Below are 21,934 nucleotides of genomic sequence, written 5' to 3'. Positions count from 1 at the left end.
CCCGTCGTCACCGGTTGAGGTGGTGACGTCAGCATGGCAGTCGGCACCGTCACTCGTCAAGGTGGTGACGGAGGCGAAGTGACGGGCCGTCCGGCGCCTCCACGTCCGGGTGGGGGCCCACTAGAATGGGCGACCGTCGCGAGTGCTCGATTCGGACCCGCGCCGCGCGTGTGCACGGGGTGGGGGGAGAGGTGTGCGGTGCCCGACGCAGACTCCGGTGCGTCCACGCTCGCCGGGAAGATCGACCGGCTGTTCGACGTGGTCCGCCGTCCCGACCGCGAGCCGTACACCCATGAGGAGGTCGCCCGCGCCTGCCGGGAGGCGACCGGCGAGAGCTTCTCGGCGACCTATCTGTGGCAGCTGCGCACCGGCCGGCGCGACAATCCGACGAAGCGCCACCTCGAAGCCCTGGCCCAGTTCTTCCAGGTCCCGCCGATGTACTTCTTCGACGACCGGCAGAGCGCCCGGATCGCCGAGGAACTGGCGCTGCTCGGGGCGCTGCGGGACGCGGGTGTGCGCGATGTGGCGCTGCGCGCGGTGACCCTGTCACCCGAGGGGCTCGGCACGATCCGCGACATGATCGAGGCGATCGCCCGGCTGGAGGCCGGCGGCGGCAGGTAGCGGCGGCTCGCGGCGGCAGGTAGCGGAAATCGGCGTCGAAGCGGTTCTCCCGGCGCGTCCCCGTCCGTAGGATCGCCTCCCGGCCGAGGACGGGGCGAGCACCAGGGGGAATGGACGTGGGGCATCCGGATGGGGTGGAGCGCGGGCTCTGGCAGCGATGTCGCACCGTCGCGGAGTCGATGCCGCTCCCGGAGCCCTTCGGCCTCCCGGCGCTGACCGGGGCGCTCGCCCGGCGGCGCGGCCGGCCGATCGAGCTGATCCCGCTCTCCGGGCCCGTCCACGCGCCCTGCGGCGCGCTGGTCAGCACCGACCGCGCGGACTACATCGGCTACCCGGTCGACACCACCGCGCTGCACCAGCAGCACATCGTGCTGCACGAGATCGGCCACCTGCTCTGCGGGCACACCGGCGGCACCGGGCTGGGCGCGGCCGTCTCGCAGGCCCTCCTCCCCCGGCTGCCGGGCGAGTTGGTGCAGCGGGTGCTCGGCCGCTCGGTGTACTCGGAGCGGCAGGAGCAGGAAGCCGAGCTGGTCGCCTCGCTGGCCCTGCACCGGGTGCTGCAACGGCCCCGGGCCACGGTGACCGCGCGGCTCGCCGAGCGGATCCTGCGGCTGGGCTACGCGCTGGACCGCCCGCGACACCGCACCGCGGTCCGGCGTGGCTGACCGGAGCCGCCGGAGCCGCGCCGGCCGGGTCTGGCGCGCCGCGGGCGACGCCGCCCGGCGGGCCGACCCGGGCGGGCGGGCCCGGGCCTGGTGCGACCACCGCCGGCTAGGACCGCTCTGGTCGGTGCTGCGCTCGGAGCTGCCGGAGATCGAACTCATCACCCCGGAGCGCGAGTTCGGCCCGGCGGGCGGGCGGCGGGAGATCCGGTTCGCGCTCTACCGGCGGATCATCGAGATCCGCGACGGCCAGCTGGCCCTGCGCCCCCATCTGCACCCCCGGGTGGCGCTCTGGGTGCGCGAGGTCGCCCGCCCCACCGGTCCGGAGGAGTTCGCGGTGCTGGTGGAGGCCGCCGCGATCGCCGCCGCGCTGGAGGCCGCCCGGGCCGGGCGCCGCTTCCCCGCCGGGCCCGGCGGGGGGTGGGTGCCGCACCCGGTGGTGGCCGGGCTGCGCGAGGAGGCGGCCTGGCTGGTCAAGGTGGCCGCCGCGTACCGGAGTTCGCCGGTGATGGCGCACGTCCGGCGGCGGGTGCGCGCCGCGTCGGCGGACGACGGCGGCGTGCCGGGCTGAGGTCCACCCCCGGCCCCGGGGTCACCGGCAGCGAGGACCGGGGGACGGACCGGCTCAGGACCGGCTCCGGGCCGGCTCAGGGCCGGCTCAGGACCGGCTCAGGACCGGCTCAGGACCGGCTCAGGACCGGGCCAGCTCCGGCATCAGCGCGTACACCTGGTCGGCGGAGTCCGGGTCGGCCGCCAGGCAGGCCAGCAGGTCCGCCCTGGCCGGCTCCGCCCGGTCCAGGCCGATCAGGCAGCGCGCCCGCTGCAGCCGGGCGTCCACGTCCTCGGTGGAGTCCACCACCTCGTCCAGCAGCCGGACGGCCTCGCCGTAGCGCCCGGCGTCGTGGTGGACCACGGCCAGGTTGAACCGCAGGCCCGGCTCGGCGGACAGCTCGACGGCGCGCGCCAGATTGCGGCCCGCCCCGTCCAGGTCGCCCTGCCGGTAGCGGAGTTCGCCGAGCAGGGCCCACGCCTCGGCGTACTCGGGGTCGGCGGCGAGCGCGGCCGCGTAGGCGTCGGCGGCGGCCCCGGGATCGTCCCCGGCGGCCAGCAACTGCCCCTGCAGACAGAGCAGTCGGGCGTTGTCCGGGGTGCGGGCCAGCCCGGCCCTGACATCCGCCCCGGCGGCCTCGTACGCGCCGGCGTCGAGCAGCAGCGCGGCCCGGTTGAGCCGGGCGTCGTCGAACTCCGGGTCCAGCTGCAGGACGTAGCCGAAGTCCGCCACCGCCGCCTCGGTGTCGCCGAGTTCGGCCAGCACGTCGGCCCGGTTGAAGTACGCCTCGGGGAACGGCGGGGAGAGCCGGATGGCGCGGTCGTAGTCGGCCAGCGCCCGCTCCGGCTCGCCGAGGTCGCGCCAGAGCATGCCCCGGTCGAAGTGGTACTCGGCGTAGTTGGGGTCGCACTCGATCACCGCGGCGTAGTCGGCGACGGCCTCGGCGTGCCGGCCGAGGGCCGCGTACACCTGCGCGCGGTTGTAGCGCAGCACCGAGCGGTGCAGCGCGTGCTCGTGCGGCTCCAGGGTCTCGTCCAGCCGCGCGATGCAGGCGTCCAGCAGCTCCAGCGCGGCCTGCGGGCGGCCCTGGTGGACCTCGATCAGCGCGAGCCCGTTGCGGTTGAACACCACCCGCGCCTCGCGCTCCTTGGGGTCCGGGTGCCAGTGGGCGAAGGCGATCGCCTGGTTGACCCAGGCACGGGCCAGCCCGTGGTCGCGCCGGCCGGCCTCGAAGTGCCGGGTGTGCAGCATCGCCGTGGCGTACGCGGCCTGCATGTGGACCTCGGGCAGGGCGCTGAGCGTGCGGGCCTCGTCGTACAGCGGCAGGGCGCGCTCCGCCAGGCCGAGCGCGGCGAAGGAGGTGGTCATCTTGGTGGTGAACGCCCACCAGTGGGTGGGGTGGCTCTCATGGGTGACCAGCCGGCGGCCGCGCTCGCCGAGGCCGACGACGGCGTGGTAGTAGCCGAGGTCCATGCAGTGGTCGAGGGCGTGGCGCAGGATGTCGGCGCCGACGCCGGACGGGTCGCTGCCGTGCTCGGCGTGCCAGGTGATCGCCCCCAGCCGCAGCGAGGACTCGCCGACCGTCTCCAGTTCGGCGCGGCGAAGGTCGTGCAGCCGGGCGCGCTCGTCGGCCGGCAGGGCCAGGTAGGCCGCCAGTTCGGCGGGGTCGTCGCCGGTGCCGTCGCCGGTGATGTGGGCGCGGCCGAGCGCGGCGTCCGGTGCGCCCGGGTCCGCCGGCTCGGCCTCGGGCCCGTCGAGCGGCACGCAGTACGCGGCGAGCGCGTCCGGAAGGGCCTCGCGGCCGGGGCCGTCCGGGCGCTCCAGGGCCTCGGTACCGGTGGTGACCACCACGGTGAGCAGCCCGGGGTCGATCCGCCGCAGCAGCACGGCGAGGAACTCGCCGTCGGTGGGGTCGGCGCGGTGGGCGTCGTCGACGACCAGGGTGCGCGGGCCCTCGTCGGCCGCCCGCAGGTACGCCTCCAGGAACTCGACCAGGCCGTGGGCGATCCGCAGGGTGCGCAGCGCGGAGTAGAAGCGGGTGCGCTCCTTGGGCACGGCGAGCGAGGTGAGCGTCTCACGGGTGGCGGGCACCAGGTCGCGCAGTTCCGGGGTGGTGGAGAGGAGTTCGACGTCGTGCCCGGTGACGGCCTCGGGGCAGCGGGCGAGCGCGTCGGGCACGACCGCCCGCAGCAGCGAGCCGACGGCGGTGTAGGGCCCGCGCAGCCGGCGGTCGGCGTTCACCACGGCGAGCACGGGCGGCAGGTCGAGCCGGTCGCGGGCCTCGACGCGGGCGGGGCGCCGGGCGGCGCGGACCCAGTGGTGGCGGTGTTCGGCCATGGCACAGCTGCCTTTCGTGCGGTGACGTGGGGACGGGCGGTACGGCGTCAGGCGGTGCGGGCGGCACGGGAGGCGCGGACGGCGCGCCGCTCGCGCAGGGCGAGGACCACGACAGCGCCGGTCTGGGCGAGGCTCAGCAGCATGAGCAGCAGCGAGTCGAGGCGCCCGGCGAGCGACGCCTGGCCGGTCAGCCGCAGCCACATGTCGTGCAGCAGCCGGTAGGCCGTCGGCACGACGACACCGGCGAACATGGTGAGCGTGAAGGCGTAGCCGGTCACCATCAGCCAGGCGTACCAGCGCGCGACCCGCCGGTCGACCGGGTGGTGGACCGACAGGTCCGCCTGCGGTCGTCCGGTGACCCGCCGCACGGCGTTGCGCAGCACGTCGCTCGCGGCGGCGTGCAGGTCGACGCAGCCCAGCGCGGTGCAGAGCAGGACGTAGAGGTCGGTGCGCAGGTAGAAGAAGCCCTGCCAGGCGAGCCGCAGCACGGTGGCGTAGGCGACCGCGAGGCAGAGCCGGGCGGCGCCCGCGTCGACCCCGCGCAGGAGGTCGGCGGCGAGGGTGAGGACGGCGATCGCCAGGACGTCGGCCAGCATGCCGGCCAGGATGGGCAGGTAGCGCTGCCGGCGCGGCACGCTGACCAGCCCGTCGAGCGAGGTCTCCAGCACCAGGTAGACCAGGCGGTGGCCGACCGAGAGCCGCGAGCGCAGTCCGAGCCGTCGCCCGGCCAGTGCGTGGAAGGCCTCGTGCAGGGCGAGCAGCGGCGCCTGGCCGAAGAACAGCAGGACGACGACCAGGGTGTAGGACGGGCTGAAGAACAGGTTGTCGATGCCGGGGACCAGGGCGGGCACCCGGATCATCTCGGCCGCGGCGAGCGCGGTGAGCAGCGCGTAGCCGATCAGCGCGGGCGGGCTGAAGACCGCCCGGCCGAGGCGTTGCCAGCGCACCGGCGCGGCCCCGGTGGCCGTCGCCGCGGGCGCCTCGCCGGCGGGGCGCAGCAGGTCGAGATCGGCGAGGACCTCGACCAGGTCGGCGATGTCGACGCTCTCGCCGTGCGCCTGCCGGTAGCGCTCGGCGGCCTCACGGGGCGTGACGCCGTCGGCGAGCAGCCGGACCAGTTCGGCGCCGTCGGCCGGGAAGACGGCGTAGGTGTCGGTCTCGGGGCTGCCGATGGTGACCTCGTCGCCCTCCTCCAGGTAGACGAGCCGGCGCAGGGGAAGCGGACGGTCCGGGTCGAGGCCCGGGGCGTCGGAGCCGCTGTCCACGGAGGAGTGCACGGATCCTCCTGTAGGAGGTGGGCGGAGGACGGGAGGGGTGGGGAGGGGACGGAGCGGTGCCGGCCGTGACGCACCCGGCCGGCACCGCGTTGCCCCGTGCCCGGGGTACGGATCAGAGCTGCTGGGTCACGATGCAGTCCCACGGCAGGTACAGCGCGCGAGCCGTGCTGGTCAGACGGACCGGGCCGGTCTTGCGGACGACGATCTTCTTCATGACGGACATCTCCTTCCATGACGGGTGGTCGACAGGGCGGCCCATGAGCTGAGATGTACCGGGATTTGACGCCTCGTCACCTCGGCTCGGCCAGGCACCAAGGGTGGTGAACCTGAGCGGCCCGCGTCAAGGGATGCGCACGGTGCGGGACGGGGTGACGCCCGGGCAATGAATAAACTGAAATGAATGGCGGACCATGCGCGACGACCCCGGCCGCAGGACTGCGGCCGGGGTCGCGGGGAGGGCGCGGTCAGAGGCCGCGGGCCAGCCGGTCGGTGAGCAGCCGGGTGAACCGCGCCGGATCGGGCAGGTCACCGCCCTCGGCGAGCAGCGCGCCGCCGTGGACCAGCTCGGCGACCTCCGCCAGCGCCGGGTCCTCGGGGTCGGCCTCGTGCGCCGCGCGCAGCGCGGTGATCAGCGGGTGCGCCGGGTTGAGTTCCAGGATCCGCTTGACCGGGGGCAGTTCCTGCCCCATCGCGCGGTACATCTTCTCCAGGGTCGGCGTCATGTCCTGGGCGTCGCCCACGACGCACGCCGCCGAGGTGGTCAGCCGCGAGGAGAGCCGGACCTGCTTCACCTGCCCGGACAGGGCCTGCGTCAGCCACGGCAGCAGCGCGGCGAACTCCTGCTCGCGCTTGGCCTTCTCGGCCCCGGCCGCCTCGTCGCCCTCGGCCGGCTCGTCCAGGTCGACCTGGCCCTTGGCGATGGACTGCAGCCGGTGGCCGTCGAACTCGGGCACCCGCTCGACCCAGACCTCGTCGACCGGGTCGGTGAGGATCAGCACCTCGTACCCCTTGGCGGCGAACGCCTCCATGTGCGGGGAGTTCTCCACCGTGGCGCGGTCCTCGCCGGTCAGGTAGTAGATCGCCTCCTGGCCGTCCTTCATCCGCCCGACGTACTCGCGCAGGCTGGTGGGCCGCTCCGCGTCGTGGGTGGAGGCGGCCGACACCAGCTCCAGCAGCGCCGCGGTGCTGTCACCGTCCTCCAGCAGGCCCTCCTTGAGCACCCGGCCGAACTGCTCCCACAGCTTCAGGTAGCGCTCGGCGTCCTTGGTCCGGACGTCCTTCAGCGCGCCGAGCACCTTCTTGACCAGGCGCCGGCGCACCCCGCGGATCTGGCGGTCGTGCTGGAGGATCTCGCGGGAGATGTTCAGCGACAGGTCGTGGGCGTCCACCACGCCCTTGACGAAGCGCAGGTACTCGGGCATCAGCGCTTCGCAGTCGTCCATGATGAACACCCGCTTGACGTACAGCTGCACGCCGCGCTTGGCGTCCCGGGAGAACAGGTCGAACGGGGCCTGCTCGGGGATGAACAGCAGCGCCTCGTACTCGAAGGTGCCCTCGGCGCGCATGTGGATGGTCTCGGCGGGGGCGAGCCAGTCGTGGCTGATCTGCTGGTAGAACTCGGTGTACTCGGCCTCGGTCACCTCGCTGCGCGGCCGGGCCCAGAGCGCCTTCATCGAGTTGAGGGTGTCGACCTGCTCCGTGGTGGCGCCGTCGGCGTCGGTGCGCTCGCTCGCCATCCGGATCGGCCAGCGGATGAAGTCGGAGTACTGCTTGACGATCTGGCGGATCTTCCACTCCGCCAGGTAGTCGGCCAGCCCGTCCTCACCGTCGGCGGGCTTGAGGTGCAGGGTGACCGAGGTTCCCACGGGCAGGCCGTCGACGGCCTGGATCTCGTAGGTGCCCTCGCCGTCGGACTCCCACTGGGTGCCCGCCTCGGTGCCGGCCCGGCGGGTCCGCAGGGTGACCCGGTCGGCGACCATGAACGCCGAGTAGAAGCCGACGCCGAACTGCCCGATCAGGCTCTGCGCCGCGGCGGCGTCGTCGGTCTCCTTGATCTTCTCCAGCAGGCCGGCCGTGCCGGACTTGGCGATGGTGCCGATGAGTTCCACGATGTCCTCGCGGCTCATGCCGATCCCGTTGTCGCGGACCGTCAGCGTCCGGGCCCGCGGGTCCGCCTCCAGGGCGATATGGAGGTCGGAGGTGTCGGCGTCGAGGCCGGAGTCGATCAGTGATTCCAGCCGCAGCTTGTCCAGCGCGTCGGAGGCGTTCGAGATCAGCTCGCGCAGGAAGATGTCCTTGTTCGAGTAGATCGAGTGAATCACCAGCCGGAGCAACTGGCGCGTCTCGGCCTGGAATTCCAGCGTCTCGACAGTGCTACCCACTCGGGGGGCTCCTCTCTGGGCGGTGCGTGAGCGACGGACGCGGCGGGCGCCGGGCGGCCCCCTCCGCACCGGCATGATAGGCGGCCGCGCGGGCCCCGTGGGCGTTACAACTTGACACTGGATGTAACAATGTCACGCACCAGGGAGCAGCGCGCGGAGACGCGGAGCGCAGCGCAGAGAGCACGGAGCACCACATGCACCCCTTCCTCGACCACGCGGGGCCGCTCGCCTTCGCGCACCGGGGCGGCGACCTCGGCCGCCCGGAGAACTCGCTCGCCGCCTTCGAGGCCGCCGTCGCCCTCGGGTACCGCTACCTGGAGACCGATGTGCACGCCACCGCCGACGGCGCGCTGGTGGCCTTCCACGACCACCGGCTCGACCGGGTCACCGACCGCACCGGGGCGGTCGCCGAACTGCCCTGGCACACCGTCCGGCAGGCCCGGATCGGCGGCACCGAGCCGGTCCCGCTGCTGGAGGACCTGCTCGGCGCCTTCCCCGACGCCCGGTTCAACATCGACGTCAAGGCGGCGCCGGCCGTCGGACCGCTGGTCGAGGCGATCCGCCGCACCGGCGCCTGGGACCGGGTCTGCGTCGGCGGGTTCTCCGACAGCCGGATCGCCGCCGTCCGCGCCGCCGCCGGGCCCCGGCTGGCCACCTCGCTCGGCCCGCGCGAGGTCGCCCGGCTGCGGCTGCGCTCACTGGCCGGGCCGCTGCTGCGCGGCGGCGGGGCCCCGTGGGCCGGCCTCTGTGCCCAGGTGCCCGAGCGGCACCGGGGCGTGCGGGTGGTCGACCGGGCCTTCGTGCGCGCCGCGCACCGCCTCGGCCTGCAGGTTCACGTCTGGACCGTGGACGACGCCACACGCATCCGCTCTCTGCTCGACCTGGGGGTGGATGGCATCATGGCCGATCGCATCGACGTCCTGCGCGACGTCCTCCGCGAGCGCGGCCGCTGGCACCCCGGCGGCGACGGCTCCAGCACGGGGATGGGAACAGCATGAGCACCACGACCCAACAGCCGGGGCATCCGGCGACCGCCACCGACGACGACGGCCGCGCGCTGCGCCGGATACAGGTCGGCTGGTACATCAACGACTGGGCCAACGCGGCCTTCTCCGCCACCGTCCTGACGGTGTTCCTCGGGCCGTACCTGACCTCGGTCGCCAAGGAGGCCGCCGACGCCGACGGCGATGTGCACCCCTTCGGCCTGTCGATCCGGGCGGGCTCGTACTTCCCCTACACGGTCTCCTTCTCGGTGCTGCTCTCGGTCGGCGCGATGCTGCTGGCCGGCACGGTCGCCGACCGCACCGGGCGGCACAAGGAGCTGATGTGCGGCTTCGCGTACCTCGGCGCGACCGCCACCATGGGCATGTTCTTCCTCGGCGGCGACCGCTATCTGCTCGGCGGCGCGCTGCTGGTCGTCGCCAACCTCGCGTACGCGGTGTCGGTCGCGCTCTCCTACGCCTACCTGCCCGGCCTGGCGTCGCCCGACGAGCGCGACGCGGTGTCCTCCAAGGGCTGGGCGTACGGGTACGCGGGCGGCGGGCTGCTGCTGATCGCCAACCTGGTGCTGTTCCAGGGCCACGAGACGTTCGGGCTCTCCTCGGGCACCGCCGTGCGGATCTGCCTGGCCTCGGCGGGGCTGTGGTGGGCGCTGTTCACCATCGTGCCGATGCTCCGGCTGCCGTCCCGCGCCGGGGTGCTCCCCGGCACCACCCCCGCGGCGGTCAGGGACGAGCCCGCCGCCGGCAGCCTGCGGGAACTCGGCCGCACCCTGCGCGGCATGCGGCGCCACCCGCTCACCCTGCTCTACCTGGCCGCCTTCCTCTGCTACAACGACGGCATCCAGACCGTCGTCTCGCAGGCCTCGCTCTACGGCAGCGAGGAGCTGGGCATGGACCAGACCTCGCTGGTCACCGCCGTGCTGCTGGTCCAGGTGGTGGCGATCGCCGGCGCGCTGCTGCTCGGCCGGATCGCCCACCGGTACGGCGCCAAGCGGACCATCCTGGGCTCCCTGGCCGGCTGGGTGGTCACCCTCGCGCTCGGGTACTTCATGCCGGCCCACCAGCCGGCCTGGTTCTACGCCCTGGCCTGCATGATCGGCCTGGTGCTCGGCGGCAGCCAGGCGCTGTCGCGCTCGCTGTTCTCGCACCTGATCCCGGCCGGCAAGGAGGCCGAGTACTTCAGCGTGTACAAGGTCAGCGACCGCGGCACCAGCTGGATGGGGCCGCTGGTCTTCGGCCTCGCCTACCAGGTCACCGGCAGCTACCGCTCGGCGATCATCTCGCTGCTGGTGTTCTTCGTCATCGGCTTCGCCGTGCTGCTGAAGGTCCCGGTGCGGCGGGCGATCGAGGCCGTCGGCAACCCGGTGCCCGAGCGCCTCTGACGGCCCGCCGCCGACGGCTCAGGCTCTGACGGCTCAGGCTCTGACGGCTCGGGCTCCGACGGCTCAGGCCCCGGTGGCCGGCTTCCAGCCGAGCAGCGGGGCGAGCACGGTGGCGATGTCGGTGAGGATCTGGGCGTAGTCCTCGTGGCCGAAGGTGAACGGCAGCGCGAACACCACCTCGTCCACCTCGCGGAACCCGGCGTGGGCGTAGAGCTGTTCGGCGATCCCGGCGGAGCTGCCGACGAGGTCGCGGGCGAACATCACCCGCGCCGGGCCCTGCGGGGCGGCGGTGCGGGGCGTGCGGCCGCGGACGTACTCCCGGTAGCGCGCCCGCTGGTCCGCGGTGGCGCTGTCGGTCGGGATCACCACCAGCCCCTGCGAGACCCGGGCCCGCGCGCCCAGCGGGTGGTGCGCGCGGAAGGCGGCGATCTGCGAGCGCTGGATCTCGGCGAAGTCCTGCGACTCCTCCGCCCGCACCACGTTGCTGGTGAGCAGGCCGAGCCCCTGCTCACCGGCCCAGCGGGCGGAGCGCAGGCTCCCGCCGCCGTACCAGAGGCGGTCCGCCAGGCCGGGCGAGACCGGCTGGACCTTGTCCGAGTACACCTCGATGCCCTCGGCCCCGCTGAAGTCGGTGGCCGGCTCCCCGCGCAGGAAGCCCAGCAGCCGGCTCACCCGCCGGTAGCCGAAGTCCTCGGCCTCGGCGGTGTCCGGGTAGAGCGCGCCGGAGACCTGCTCCCAGTGGCCGGGGCGCCCGACGCTCACGCCCGGGTTGAGCCGGCCGCCGGAGAGCAGGTCGGTGGTGGCGAGGTCCTCGGCGAGGCGCAGCGGGTTCTCCCAGCCGACCGGGATGACCGCGGTACCGAGCTGGATCCGGCTGGTGCGCTGGGTGGCCGCCGCCAGTACGGCGATCGGGGAGGAGATGCCGTACTGCAGGTGGCGGTGGCGCACCCAGGCACTGTCGAAGCCCAGCCGCTCGCCGAGTTCGACCAGTCGCAGTGTCGACTCGTGGCCCCGGGCGGGGTCGGCCGGGTCGAACAGCCCGATGGTCAGGAATCCCAGCTTCCGCAGGGGCTGCGCGTGCGACGGCACCGGTGTCCTCTTTCCTCGGCTCGCCCCGCCCGGGCGGGTGACCGGCGGGGGGTGCCGTCCACCGTCACACAGCGGGCGGGGCCGCTCAAGGGCCGCCGGAGGATCGCCATGGGGCGCAACATCCGTGTCACGTCAGCGCAGTGTTCCGGCGGCCCGGGGGGGCCGTCAGCCCTGGGAGAGCAGCTCCAGGGTGTCGATGACCCGGTTGGAGAAGCCCCACTCGTTGTCGTACCAGGCGACCACCTTGACGTGCTTGCCGTCGACCCGGGTGAGGGCCGCGTCGAAGATCGACGAGGCGGGCTCGCCGGTGATGTCGCCGGAGACCAGCGGCTCGTCGGCGTAGTCGAGGATGCCCTTCAGCGGGCCGTCGGCGGCGTCGCGGTAGGCGGCGAGCACCTCCTCGCGGGTGACCTCGCGGGAGACCGTGGTGTTCAGCTCGACGATCGAGCCGACAGGGACCGGCACCCGGATGGAGTCGCCGGAGAGCTTGCCGTCCAGGTTCGGCAGGACCAGGCCGATGGCCTTGGCCGCGCCGGTGGTGGTCGGCACGATGTTGACGCCGGCGGCGCGGGCGCGGCGCAGGTCGCGGTGCGGGCCGTCCTGGAGGTTCTGCTCCTGGGTGTAGGCGTGCACGGTGGTCATGAAGCCGTGCTCGATGCCGGCCAGTGCGTCCAGCACGGAGGCGAGCGGGGCCAGCGCGTTGGTGGTGCAGGAGGCGTTGGAGACGATCACGTGCTCGGCCGGGTCGTAGGCGTCGGTGTTCACGCCGTAGGCCAGGGTGACGTCCGCGCCGTCGGAGGGGGCGCTCACCAGGACCTTCCTGGCGCCGGCCGTGAGGTGGGCGCGGGCGGCCTCGGCGGAGGTGAAGCGGCCGGTGGCCTCCAGCACGATGTCCACGCCGAGCTCGGCCCAGGGCAGGTTGGCGGGGTCGCGCTCGGCGAGCACCTTGATCCGGCGGCCGTCGACGACCAGGACGTCCCCCTCGACCCGCACCGGGTGGCGGAAGCGGCCGAGCGAGCTGTCGAAGCGGAGCAGGTGGGCGAGCGAGTCGACGGAGCTGAGGTCGTTGACGGCGACCACCTCCAGCTCGCTGCCGCGCTCCACCAGGGCGCGCAGGCTGTTGCGGCCGATGCGGCCGAAGCCGTTGATGGCGATGCGGGTCATGAGGGCTCCCTGGGGTCGGGCCGGGCGGTCCGGGTGGTCCGTTCGTTTGATGACTGTTCAATCATCGGAGAATCCGAACGGGCCGGACAGGGGCCGGATCGACATGGTGCGCAAGGATCCCGCCAGCATCCTCGCCAGCGACCGCAAGGATCTCGCCACCCCCCGCCAACCCCGCCACGGGGCCGCCGTCACTCCTCGGCGCGAGCCGCGAAGGTGTGGCGGTACTCGGTCGGCGAGGTGCCGAGGACGCGGTGGAAGTGCAGCCGCAGGTTCGCGCCGGTGCCGAGCCCGACCCGGTCGGCGATCTGCTCCACCCCCAGGTCGGTGCGCTCCAGCAGTTCGCGCGCCAGATCCACCCGGGCCCGCAGCACCCACTGCATCGGCGTGTAGCCGGTGTCCTCCACGAACCGCCGGGAGAAGGTGCGCGCGGAGACCCGGGCGTGCCGGGCCAGCCCCTCCAGCGTCAGCGGCTCGGCGAGGTGCGCCAGCGCCCACTCCCGGGTGTCGGCGAACAGGTCGCCGAGCGGCTCGGGCACGCTGCGCGGCACGTACTGGGCCTGGCCGCCGCTGCGGTAGGGCGCCGCCACCAGCCGGCGCGCCACGTGGTTGGACAGGCCCACCCCGTGGTCGCGCCGCACCAGGTGCAGGCAGAGGTCGATGCCGGAGGCCGCGCCGGCCGAGGTGAGCACGGCGCCCTCGTCGACGAACAGCACGTTCTCGTCGACCCGGATCCGCGGATGGCGCTCGGCCAGCGCCTTGGCGTAGTGCCAGTGGGTGGTCGCCCGCTTGCCGTCGAGCAGCCCGGTGGCCGCCAGCGCGAACGCGCCGGTGGAGATGGCGGCCAGCCGGGCGCCCCTGCGGTGCGCGGCCACCAGCGCCTCGACGACGGCCGCCGGGGGCTCGGTGGTCGCCGGGTCGCGGTAGCCGGGCACGAAGACGGTGTCGGCGTGCTCGACCGCCTCCAGGCCCTCGGCCACGTGGTAGGAGAGGCCGTCGCCGCCGGTCACCAGCCCGGGCGCCGGACCGCAGACCCGCACCGTGTAGGGCATGCTCGGCCGGCTGGAGAACACCTGGGCGGGGATGCCCACGTCCAGCGGCTTCGCCCCCTCCAGGACCAGGACGGCCACATGGTGCTTGCTGCGGCCCATCGGACCTCCCTCGCTCCCCCGCGGTGCCTGACGGGGGCCGCGGTACGCCCCGGCCGGTCCGACACCGGCCGCAAGCATCCTGCCATCGGCGGAGGCCTGCGGCCCGGTCGGGCGGCCGGGGCGGAGGGCCGGGACGGGCGGCCCGCGGCGCTCAGGGGCCGGCGGGCGCGGTGGCCGGGGCCGGGCGCGGGGCGAGACCGGTGAGGGCCTCGCTCTTCACCAGCCAGGCCACGCCGAAGGCGAGCACGGCGACCGCCTCGCCCAGGTAGGGCACGGTCAGCGGCCAGTCCCGGGCCAGGTGGAGCACCCCGGCCACGGCGACCGCCCCGATGCCCGCGACGATCACCCAGCCGCAGACCAGGTAGACCCAGTCGCGCGCGGGGCGCCGCCCGCCCCCGGCCGGGGAGTCCGCGAACAGCCGCAGGCAGAAGTACGCCAGCACGGCGAACAGCCCCGCGGCGCAGGCGAGATGGACCGTGCCGACGGCCGTCTGGACGCCGCTGGGGTGCGCGGTGACGGAGTCCGGCGGCTCGGTCGGGAAGAGCGCCACCCCGATCGCCAGCACCCCGGCCACCGAGCTCAGCCGGTCCTCCCGGCGGTCGTGGCGGTAGCAGATCAGGAAGACGCCGATGGCGCACAGGCCGCCGACGAAGACATTGCGCATGTGGGTGTAGTAGGACGCGCTCATCGAGTCGAGCAGGGCGATCCGGGCGGAGGTGAGGCTGTTGCCGACGGGCAGCACGATCGGCAGCAGGAAGCCGAGCAGACCGATGCCGAGGCGCAGACGGCGCACCGTGCGCACGTCCTGGGCCCGGGGGTCGACGGGGGGACGGACATCGGCGGGGGTTCGGGACATGACGAGGCCTCCTTCGACGAGCTGAGGCTGTCGCACCGCGGCCGGGAGCGGCGGTCGCGGCAGGGTGATACCCCGGCCGCACCGCCCGGGAACCCCCTCCGGTCTGCTGTTCTGACTGTCCGTCACCGAATCGTGACCCGCTGCCGGGTCAGCCGACCGGCCGGAGCAGCTCCTCGACGCGCTGGGCCCGGCGCAGCGGCACGAAGCGCACCGCGCCCCCGGCGTCCACCGTGAACCCGTGCACGGCCGGCTCGGGCAGGCTGTTGTACTGGAAGTGGGTCGTCGCGTAGTACGCGCCGGTGTCGAGCAGCGCGACCAGGTCGCCCGGCTCCAGCGGCGGCAGCGGACGCCCCTTGGCGAGCAGGTCACCGGCGAAGCAGCAGGGCCCGGCGACGTCCTGCGGCAGCGGCGCGCCGTCCTTGGCGGCCCCCGAGGGGTGGTGCGCGCTGATCCGCAGCGGCCAGGCGTCCGGCATGAACACCGTGCGGGTGGCGACCTGGGCGCCGGCGTGGGTGACGGCGATCCGGCGGCCCCCGGAGTCCTTGGTGTACTCGACGTACGCGGCGGTGAAGCCGTTCTTGGCGAGCAGCGAGCGGCCGAACTCGGTGGCCAGCCGGTACCGGCCGTCGAACAGCTCCGGGGCCAGCGCCCGCAGCCGTCCCACGTAGTCGGCGAAGGCGGGGGCGGCGGTGTCGTCGGCGAAGTTGACGGGCAGTCCGCCGCCGAGGTCGATGCCCGCCACCTGGCGGCGGCCCAGTTCGGCGTTGACCCGCTCGGCGAAGGCGACGGCCTGGGCGACGCCCTCGGCCATGAGGTCCAGCGGGCAGCCCTGCGAGCCGACGTGCACATGGACCCAGGTGAGCCAGGGGCGCGCGCGGAACGCCTCCACCAGCCGCTCCGCGGTGCCCTCGTCCGCCAGGGCGATGCCGAACTTGGAGGTCGCGGTGGCGGTGCTCATCGCCCCGATCGTCCCGGCGCCGACCTGCGGGTTGACACGCACCCCGATCCGGGAGGCGGAGGCGCCGGCCCGCAGCAGGTCGTCGACCCGTTCCAGCTCCTGCCAGTTGTCGATGTTGACGGCGGCGCCGAGTTCCAGCGCCCCGACCAGCTCCCGGCGGGTCTTGGCGGGCGAGTCGAAGACGATCCGCGCGGGGTCGAAGCCGGCCGCGAGGGCCTGGGCGAACTCGCCGGGGCTGGCCACCTCGCAGCCCATGCCCAGCTCGCGCAGCCGGGCCAGCAGCGGGACCAGGCAGTTCGCCTTCGCCGCGAAGGTGTGCAGGACCTCGACGTCGGCCGGGAAGGCGCGGTGCAGTTCGGCGACGCTCGCGGCCACGCCGTCGAGGTCGACGAAGGCGGCGAGCAGCGCGTCCTCCGGGTCGAGCAACCGGCCGCGGACGGCCTCGCGCAGGACGAGTTCGCGGCGGGCGGCGGGCTGAAGGGAAGTCATGGTGTCGCGCTCCACGGGCTCGTCGGTGGTCGGACGCCCGGGGCGGGGGACGGGGTCGCCCCGGGCGTGGCACCAGGCTGCCGGGCGGTCGGCGTCCGCGTCTTCGTCCCACGGCGCGGATTTCCGGGGGCGGCCCCGCGTCACCCGACCGGACGGCGCCACCGGGGCGGGCGGGTTGGCGCCCGGCGGCGAAGGCGGGGCCGGATCGCCGTCGCGGGCGGCGAACCGGTCGTGCCCGGGGAGATCGAGCGCGCCCTACGCCGTGACGCGCGGGGTCAAGCCGTCCACGATGAGGGAGAGACCCGCCTCGAACGCCGATTCGGGATCGATCGGCGGCAGGCCGGCCGGCAGGTCCGGGCCGTCGCCGGGGCCGGAGTCCGCCTGTTCCTCCAGGACGCTGCCGACCGCGAAGCGGCCGGCCGCCAGCATCGCCATCCGTGCGTCGTGCTCGGGCACGCCGGAGTCGACCAGGAAGGACATCTTGCGGCGGATCCGGTCGAGGTCCGCGGTGGGCGTAGAGCCGGCGTGGAGCCGTGCGCCGTCGCGGCGCATCAGCAGGGTGCGCCTGAAGCTGCGGGTGTTCTCCAGGAACCATGCGCGCCAGTCGTCCCCGGGCGTCGGCAGCGGTGCGTTCGCATGGGGCGCCATCGCGGCCTGCGCCATGGCGGCCAGGAGGTCCTTCTTGGTGCGGAAGTGCCAGTACAGCGACGGCTGCTCGACGCCCAGCCGCCTGGCCAGCTGCCGGGTGCTGACGGCGTCCAGGCCGACCTCGTCGAGCAGGTCGAGCGCCTCGGCGACCACGGTCTCACGGTTCATCTTCGTCACGTTGACAATCTATCGCCGATAGAGAACTCTGGAAGAAATCATTCACCGATAGATTTTGGGTGGTGGACATGACACAGGGCTCGGGAACGCGATCCTTGCGCGTCCTCATCGCCGGCGGCGGAGTCGCGGGACAGGCGCTGGCCTTCTGGCTGACCCGGGGCGGCCACCGGGTGACCGTCGTCGAACGCTTCCCCGCGCTGCGGGCCACCGGCGCCCAGGTCGACCTCCGGGGCCAGGGCATCGAGGCCGTGCGCCGCATGGGACTGCTCGACGACGTCCGGGGCAGGCTCGTGGACGAGAAGGGTGTCGCCTTCGTCGACGCCCGGGGCAGGACCAGAGCGACGATCATGGCCAACGCCTCGGGGAAGGGCCGCCAGACCCTGACGTCCGAGTACGAGATCATGCGCGGCGACCTGATACGCATCCTCAACGAGGCGACCAGGCAGGACACCGAGTACGTCTTCGGCACGAGCGTGGACGGCTTCGAGCAGGACGCGCACGGGGTCGTCGCGCGCTTCTCCGACGGGTCGTCCGGCGAGTTCGACCTCCTGGTCGGCGCGGACGGACAGGGATCACGCATCCGCCGGGCGATCCTCCCGGAGGGCTTCGACCCGTACTGGCGGGTCGGCATCCACCTGGCGTACTGGTTCGTCCCGCGCATCGACTCCGACAGCGACATCCGGAGCACCTACATGGTCCCGGGCGGCCGTCAGATCATGCGCCGCAGCCACAACCCGACCGAGACCCAGGTCCACTTCGTGCTGCGCGAGGAGTCCGAGGAAGCCTCGGCGATCCACCGGGAGCCCGTCGAGCGCCGGCAGGAGTTCTGGGCGAGCAGGTTCCGCGACGCCGGATGGCAGACCGAGCGCTTCATCGAGGGCATGCGGACCAGCCCCTTCTTCCACTCCCAGGAGATCGCCCAGGTGCGCACCGACACCTGGTCCAAGGGCCGCGTCGTGCTGGCCGGGGACGCCGCGCACTGCGCGTCCCCCTACAGCGGCATGGGGGTCTCCGGCGGCCTGGTCGGCGCCTACGTCCTGGCCGGCGAGATCAATCGGCGGCCGGACGATCTGCCGACCGCGCTGGCGACCTACGACACCGTGCTGCGGCCCTTCGTCGACCGCATCCAGGCCGAGGTCGATCCGCGGCTGCTGCGCCTGGGCCTGCCGATGACCCGGCGCGCCGTCGACGCCTTCCAGGCGGTCACCGCCCTGGCCTGCCTCCTGCGCATCCCCGGCCTCGTCGCACGCTGGTCGAAGGAGGACCGCGGCGGCGACTGGCGGCTCCCTCGGGCACCGCACGGCTGAGCGCCGCCCGAACCGTCCCCGCCCGCGGGGTCATTCGCGCTCCGCGGCGTCCAGGGCGAGCAGGCGCAGCTGCAGGTGGGCGAGGAGGCGGGCGTCCGGGTCGTCCAGGTCGAGGCCGCTGAGCTTCTCGGCCTTCTGCTTGCGGTAGCGGAAGGTGCTGGCGGGCACGCCGAGGGCGGCGGCGGCCCGGGCACTGTCGCCGGCGTGCTCCAGGTAGGCGCGCAGGGTGCCGAGCAGCACCTCCTCCCCCGCTCCGGCGGCGGGTGCGGCCAGCCGTGCCACGGAGGTGGCCGGAGCCGGCGGCTGCTTCCGGAGGGCGTCCAGGATGCTCAACAGGGCGACGGTGTCCGCCAGTTCGCCGGCTGTGGCGGCGGCGCGCGGGTGCGGGGAGCGGCCGAGGCGCAGGGCGCGCAGTGCCTGGTCCGCCGTGCGGGCGGACTCCGCCGCCCGGTCGAGGGCCGCCCTGACCTCGCCGACGCCGATCCGCACCGGGCGGCCGAACTCCTCGGACAGCTCGCGGGCGAGCGCGTCGGCGAGCCGGGCGAGCCGGGCGGCGGCCTGCCGGGGATCGTGCTCCAGGCCGCCGAGCAGCACCCGGGCGGCGCCGTCGGCGGCCACCGCCACGGCGGGGTGGCCGCGCCGGGCGCAGACGGCGCGCGCGGAGCGGGCCAGCCGTCCGCCGGTGACCGGGGCGGCCGCTCCGGCGGGGGCGGCGACGGGGGCGGGCGCGATCGCCAGTACGGCGCACGGTTCCCCCGGGGGCAGTCCGGTGCGGGCGGCGAGCACGTCCGCCGAGCCGCGCCCCGCCAGCAGGGCGCGGGCCGCCTCCAGCACCAGTTCGCGCTGCCCGGCGCGGCGGGCCTGGTCGTGCAGCAGGTGCGGCGCCGCGATCCGGGCCGCCGCCCGCAGCGCCTCGGCGACGGTCGGCGGCAGCGGGCACCCCGTCGGCGCGACCCACAGCGAGCCCAGCACCTCCTCACCGGCCCGCACCGCGACGGCCGCGCGCTCGGGGGCGGTGCCGTCGGCCCGGCGGTGCAGCGCGCCCGGGGTGCGGCGCAGCAGCGCGAAGAAGCCGTCCTCGCGCATCGCCGCCCGGCGCTCGGCCGGCACCCGGCGGGCCAGGATGGTGGAGCGGCGGATGTCGTCGACGTCCCGGTTGTTGGAGGAGTAGGCGAGCACCCGGGAGTCCGGGCTCTCGATCGTCACCGCGCCGCCCACCAGCGCGGCCAGCGCCTCGGCCAGCGCGTCCAGGTCACCGAGCGGCACATTGGCCACCTCGGCCTCCTCGGCCACCGCCAGCCCGGCCCGCAGGGTGCCGATCAGCTGCGCCCAGTCCGCCCAGGTCCGGCGGAACAGCACCGCCGTGCCGGCCTCGTCGGCGGCGGCGCGCAGCGCGCTGTTCGGCGGGCCGGCGCCCTCCTCGCGGAACACCACCGCCGCCGCCCGGTCGCGCCCCGCCGCCCGGACCAGCGCCACGGCCCGCTCCGAGCGCGGATCGACCCCGACGGCCACCACCAGCGCCCCCGGATCGGCCCCGGGCTCCGCCCGGTCGAACACATCCAGCCCCGCCACCGGCACGTCCAGCCCCATCGGGGCCACACCCACCTCGACCACCGCCTCCGCGAGCGCCACCACCCCCCGCAACGTCCGCTCCACCACCCGCCATCCCTCCCCTCGCCCGGCGCGCCCAGTATGCCCCCGACTCCGACCCGCCACGCCCGGCCAGGCGGCAGGACGAACCGCCCCCGGCGCGGCCCCCCGGCAGCAGCGGCGGTGGTGTGGTGGTGGCGGTGGGGCGGTTCCGGTGCGTCGGGCCGGGTCAGGGGGCGGGTCCCACCGGCTACGGGCGGGGGTCCAGGGCGGGGAGGAGGTGGTGCTCCTCGTAGGTGAAGTGGTCCTCCAGGCCGTCGATCACCCGGTCGAGTTCGGCCGTGAGTGCGGGGAGGTCGTCGGTCTCGGCGGCGAGGGCGGCGTCCAGGAGCCGCTCCAGGCGGGCGAGGGCGTGTTCGACCGTCCGGTGTTCCTCGCGGAGGCGGGTGATGGCCGGCCGCAGGTGCGGGAAGTGCTGCTCGAAGGCGGTGAAGGAGCCGTCCTCGCGGGTGTGGTGCAGTTGCAGGCCGTAGCAGAACGTGAGGCAGCGGCGGTGCAGTTGGCGGGAGAGGTCGGCGGTCGGGCGGGTGGCGCTCCCGCCGGTCAGGGCGGCCTGGACGGCGGCGCGGACCTCGGCGAGTTCGGCGCGCAGTTCGTTGTGGTGGACGATCAGCTGCCGGCCGATCATCCGGTTGCGCTCGCTGTCGGCGGAGAGGTCCAGCGGGTGCAGGGCGACCACCGGGATGACCCGGGTGGTCTTCTCCCGGTACTCGCGGAAGGCCGGGTTGATGTCGCACTGCCGCTCGTACAGCCGGTCGCGCTCCTCGCCCGCCAGGACGACCGCGCGGGTGGCGAAGGGCTTGACGTGCCCCTCGTCGGTGCCGATCTCCATGGTGACCTGCGGCGAGGCGAGCAGGTTGTGGTACCAGTCGGGGTGCTCCGGGCCGCCGCCGTTGGAGGCGAAGACCAGGTGGCGGCCGCCGTCGCGCAGCTGGACCACCGGGGTGGTGTGCGGTTTGCCCGTGCGGTGGCCGGCGGTGGTGAGGAGCACCAGCGGCACGCCCTCGAACGCTCCGCCCACCCGGCCGTTGTTCTCCCGGAACTCCTTGATGACCCGTTCGTTCCAGCCCATGCCGGCACTCCCCTCGTTTGCTTTGAAAGCAAAGGCAAACTAACGGGGGCCGCCCGCACCCGTCAACTCCCCCCGGCCGCAAGGGTTCAGCGGGTGCGACGGTCGGCGGCGTCGAAGGCGGCCAGGGCGCGGGCGGCCGGGGTGAGGGCGTGGTGGAGGACGTGGCGGGTGGCGGGCGGGAGGCCGCCGAGGGCCTCGGCGAGTTCGGCGGTGATGTCCTGGGCGATCTCGTCGGCGACGACGGCGGGCGGGGTGCGGGGGCCGAGTTTGCTGACGGCGGCCGCCGCGCGGGTGGGGGTGAGCAGGGCGGTGGCCTGCACCAGGAGCCAGCCGGGGACGCCGGCGGCGCCGTCCGGCGGCGGCAGGTAGGGGCGGGCGCCGTCGTAACGCCCGTCCTCGGCGAAGGCCGGCTGCTTGACCTTGAGCAGCGGTCGCGGCCCGGCCTCGGGCGGCCAGGGGCCGGCCGGCTTGAGGACGTAGCCCTCGGCGAGGTTGCCGGGGAGGGCGGGCAGGCCGAGCAGGGCCGGGACGCGGGTGGGGCAGGCGGCGGGCAGCTCCTGGAGCGCGGTCAGCGCGCCGTGGCCGAGCACGGGCGCGCAGACCAGTCCGGCGGCGGAGGCGGCCTCCCGCAGGGCGCGGTCGGCCAGCCAGACCCGCCTGGCGGCGGTCTCGACGGTGGCGTCGAAGGGCAGCCAGTGCAGGCCCGGGGCGTACCAGACGCCGGTCTGCACCGGCTGGACCCCGTCGGCGGCGGGCACCTCGGGGTGCGGGTAGCCGCCGCCGGCGAGTTCGCCGTAGACGGTCACCACCGCCGCCGGGTCCGAGGACGCCCGCACCGCCGCGGCGAAGCGGGCCGCCGCCACGGCGAGCGCCGGCCAGATCCGGCTGACGCCGAAGAAGTCGTCCAGCGTGTCGTCCCCGAGCAGTTCGCGCCGCTTCGCGGGCCGCACACCGGCCCGGTCGCAGACGACGGCGAAGTGCGCTCCGTGCACCTTCTCCACCGCGACCCAGGCGCGGGCGCCGGAGGCCGCGACGCCGCCGCGCGCCGGGATCTTGGGGTAGGGGTGCAGGGCAGGGTCGGCACTCATGCCACGGATCATCACCGGCCCGCCGCCGCCCGCGCAACGGGATTCGGACGCACCGGAGGAAGGCCGGCAGGAGGGTC

General features: G+C 74.6%; 18 protein-coding genes. 6 read left to right on the top strand and 12 right to left on the bottom strand.

Annotated elements, in window-relative coordinates:
* The first annotated feature begins 198 nt into the window (after positions 1–198).
* The 3 genes from ABTX81_RS19905 (at position 199) to ABTX81_RS19895 (ending at position 1,854) form a co-directional block, all read left to right on the top strand.
* Entirely contained in the window at positions 199–621 is a 423-nt protein-coding gene (locus ABTX81_RS19905) for an XRE family transcriptional regulator (RefSeq protein WP_350547408.1), read from the top strand.
* A gap of 116 nt (positions 622–737) precedes the next feature.
* Positions 738–1,286 carry a ParH-like protein gene (locus ABTX81_RS19900; RefSeq protein ID WP_350547405.1) on the top strand — a complete coding sequence of 183 codons (549 nt, stop codon included), beginning with the start codon at positions 738–740 and terminating at the stop codon, positions 1,284–1,286.
* Positions 1,279–1,854, top strand: a complete 576-nt coding sequence (locus ABTX81_RS19895) for a DUF6545 domain-containing protein (RefSeq protein WP_350547402.1) — start codon at positions 1,279–1,281, stop codon at positions 1,852–1,854. Before ABTX81_RS19900 ends, ABTX81_RS19895 begins: the two co-directional genes overlap by 8 nt.
* A gap of 120 nt (positions 1,855–1,974) precedes the next feature.
* Here the strand turns inward: ABTX81_RS19895 and ABTX81_RS19890 are convergent, their stop codons facing one another.
* From ABTX81_RS19890 to htpG, 3 genes are all read right to left on the bottom strand, one after another.
* The gene (locus ABTX81_RS19890; RefSeq protein ID WP_350547399.1) at positions 1,975–4,170 is read right to left on the bottom strand and encodes a tetratricopeptide repeat protein; all 2,196 of its coding nucleotides are present in this window, start codon (positions 4,168–4,170) and stop codon (positions 1,975–1,977) included.
* A gap of 47 nt (positions 4,171–4,217) precedes the next feature.
* Positions 4,218–5,447 carry a hypothetical protein gene (locus ABTX81_RS19885; protein ID WP_350547396.1) on the bottom strand — a complete coding sequence of 410 codons (1,230 nt, stop codon included), beginning with the start codon at positions 5,445–5,447 and terminating at the stop codon, positions 4,218–4,220.
* 464 nt (positions 5,448–5,911) lie between these two features.
* Positions 5,912–7,828, bottom strand: a complete 1,917-nt coding sequence (gene htpG, locus ABTX81_RS19880) for a molecular chaperone HtpG (RefSeq protein WP_350547393.1) — start codon at positions 7,826–7,828, stop codon at positions 5,912–5,914.
* A 194-nt stretch (positions 7,829–8,022) separates the two neighbouring features.
* Between htpG and ABTX81_RS19875 the strand changes: the two genes are divergently transcribed.
* Together ABTX81_RS19875 and ABTX81_RS19870 are read left to right on the top strand one after the other, a co-directional pair.
* Positions 8,023–8,826 carry a glycerophosphodiester phosphodiesterase family protein gene (locus ABTX81_RS19875; RefSeq protein ID WP_350547391.1) on the top strand — a complete coding sequence of 268 codons (804 nt, stop codon included), beginning with the start codon at positions 8,023–8,025 and terminating at the stop codon, positions 8,824–8,826.
* Positions 8,823–10,211, top strand: a complete 1,389-nt coding sequence (locus tag ABTX81_RS19870; protein WP_350547388.1) for an MFS transporter — start codon at positions 8,823–8,825, stop codon at positions 10,209–10,211. Before ABTX81_RS19875 ends, ABTX81_RS19870 begins: the two co-directional genes overlap by 4 nt.
* 63 nt (positions 10,212–10,274) lie before the next feature.
* Here the strand turns inward: ABTX81_RS19870 and ABTX81_RS19865 are convergent, their stop codons facing one another.
* The 6 genes from ABTX81_RS19865 to ABTX81_RS19840 form a co-directional block, all read right to left on the bottom strand.
* Positions 10,275–11,300, bottom strand: coding sequence for an LLM class flavin-dependent oxidoreductase (locus ABTX81_RS19865; protein ID WP_350547385.1), 1,026 nt, complete (start codon positions 11,298–11,300; stop codon positions 10,275–10,277).
* A 165-nt stretch (positions 11,301–11,465) separates the two neighbouring features.
* Complete coding sequence (gap, locus tag ABTX81_RS19860) at positions 11,466–12,464, bottom strand: type I glyceraldehyde-3-phosphate dehydrogenase (RefSeq protein WP_350547382.1); 999 nt, start codon at positions 12,462–12,464, stop codon at positions 11,466–11,468.
* Positions 12,465–12,652: 188 nt separating this feature from the next.
* Positions 12,653–13,612, bottom strand: coding sequence for a GlxA family transcriptional regulator (locus ABTX81_RS19855; RefSeq protein ID WP_350547379.1), 960 nt, complete (start codon positions 13,610–13,612; stop codon positions 12,653–12,655).
* Between the two features lie 151 nt (positions 13,613–13,763).
* Complete coding sequence (locus ABTX81_RS19850; RefSeq protein WP_350547376.1) at positions 13,764–14,468, bottom strand: DUF998 domain-containing protein; 705 nt, start codon at positions 14,466–14,468, stop codon at positions 13,764–13,766.
* A 148-nt stretch (positions 14,469–14,616) separates the two neighbouring features.
* Positions 14,617–15,915 carry a type III PLP-dependent enzyme domain-containing protein gene (locus ABTX81_RS19845; RefSeq protein WP_350547373.1) on the bottom strand — a complete coding sequence of 433 codons (1,299 nt, stop codon included), beginning with the start codon at positions 15,913–15,915 and terminating at the stop codon, positions 14,617–14,619.
* Between the two features lie 255 nt (positions 15,916–16,170).
* A complete protein-coding gene (locus ABTX81_RS19840) occupies positions 16,171–16,731 on the bottom strand; it encodes a TetR/AcrR family transcriptional regulator C-terminal domain-containing protein (RefSeq protein ID WP_350547543.1) in 561 nt (186 codons plus the stop codon).
* A 104-nt stretch (positions 16,732–16,835) separates the two neighbouring features.
* Between ABTX81_RS19840 and ABTX81_RS19835 the strand changes: the two genes are divergently transcribed.
* Positions 16,836–18,047, top strand: coding sequence for an FAD-dependent monooxygenase (locus tag ABTX81_RS19835; protein ID WP_350547370.1), 1,212 nt, complete (start codon positions 16,836–16,838; stop codon positions 18,045–18,047).
* Between the two features lie 30 nt (positions 18,048–18,077).
* Here ABTX81_RS19835 and ABTX81_RS19830 read toward each other — a convergent pair whose 3' ends face one another.
* From ABTX81_RS19830 to ABTX81_RS19820, 3 genes are all read right to left on the bottom strand, one after another.
* Positions 18,078–19,703: a helix-turn-helix domain-containing protein gene (locus tag ABTX81_RS19830; protein ID WP_350547366.1), complete on the bottom strand. Its 1,626-nt coding sequence runs from the start codon at positions 19,701–19,703 to the stop codon at positions 18,078–18,080.
* A 184-nt stretch (positions 19,704–19,887) separates the two neighbouring features.
* Positions 19,888–20,769, bottom strand: a complete 882-nt coding sequence (locus ABTX81_RS19825) for a nitroreductase/quinone reductase family protein (protein WP_350547363.1) — start codon at positions 20,767–20,769, stop codon at positions 19,888–19,890.
* An 86-nt stretch (positions 20,770–20,855) separates the two neighbouring features.
* Positions 20,856–21,857, bottom strand: coding sequence for an RNA ligase family protein (locus ABTX81_RS19820; RefSeq protein ID WP_350547360.1), 1,002 nt, complete (start codon positions 21,855–21,857; stop codon positions 20,856–20,858).
* Between the last annotated feature and the right edge of the window lie 77 nt (positions 21,858–21,934).

It is taken from the genome of Kitasatospora sp. NPDC097605, from assembly GCF_040302725.1.
Lineage (GTDB): Bacteria > Actinomycetota > Actinomycetes > Streptomycetales > Streptomycetaceae > Kitasatospora.
This window is presented reverse-complemented; position numbering and strand designations above follow the sequence as displayed.

Bases quoted from the DNA above. Each gene is read 5' to 3' on its own strand.
- ABTX81_RS19890 (WP_350547399.1), bottom strand. From the start codon at position 4,170: ATGGCCGAACACCGCCACCACTGGGTCCGCGCCGCCCGGCGCCCCGCC.
- ABTX81_RS19875 (WP_350547391.1), top strand. From the start codon at position 8,023: ATGCACCCCTTCCTCGACCACGCGGGGCCGCTCGCCTTCGCGCACCGG.
- ABTX81_RS19870 (WP_350547388.1), top strand. From the start codon at position 8,823: ATGAGCACCACGACCCAACAGCCGGGGCATCCGGCGACCGCCACCGAC.
- gap (WP_350547382.1), bottom strand. From the start codon at position 12,464: ATGACCCGCATCGCCATCAACGGCTTCGGCCGCATCGGCCGCAACAGC.
- ABTX81_RS19855 (WP_350547379.1), bottom strand. From the start codon at position 13,612: ATGGGCCGCAGCAAGCACCATGTGGCCGTCCTGGTCCTGGAGGGGGCG.
- ABTX81_RS19850 (WP_350547376.1), bottom strand. From the start codon at position 14,468: ATGTCCCGAACCCCCGCCGATGTCCGTCCCCCCGTCGACCCCCGGGCC.
- ABTX81_RS19845 (WP_350547373.1), bottom strand. From the start codon at position 15,915: ATGACTTCCCTTCAGCCCGCCGCCCGCCGCGAACTCGTCCTGCGCGAG.
- ABTX81_RS19840 (WP_350547543.1), bottom strand. From the start codon at position 16,731: ATGAACCGTGAGACCGTGGTCGCCGAGGCGCTCGACCTGCTCGACGAG.
- ABTX81_RS19825 (WP_350547363.1), bottom strand. From the start codon at position 20,769: ATGGGCTGGAACGAACGGGTCATCAAGGAGTTCCGGGAGAACAACGGC.
- ABTX81_RS19820 (WP_350547360.1), bottom strand. From the start codon at position 21,857: ATGAGTGCCGACCCTGCCCTGCACCCCTACCCCAAGATCCCGGCGCGC.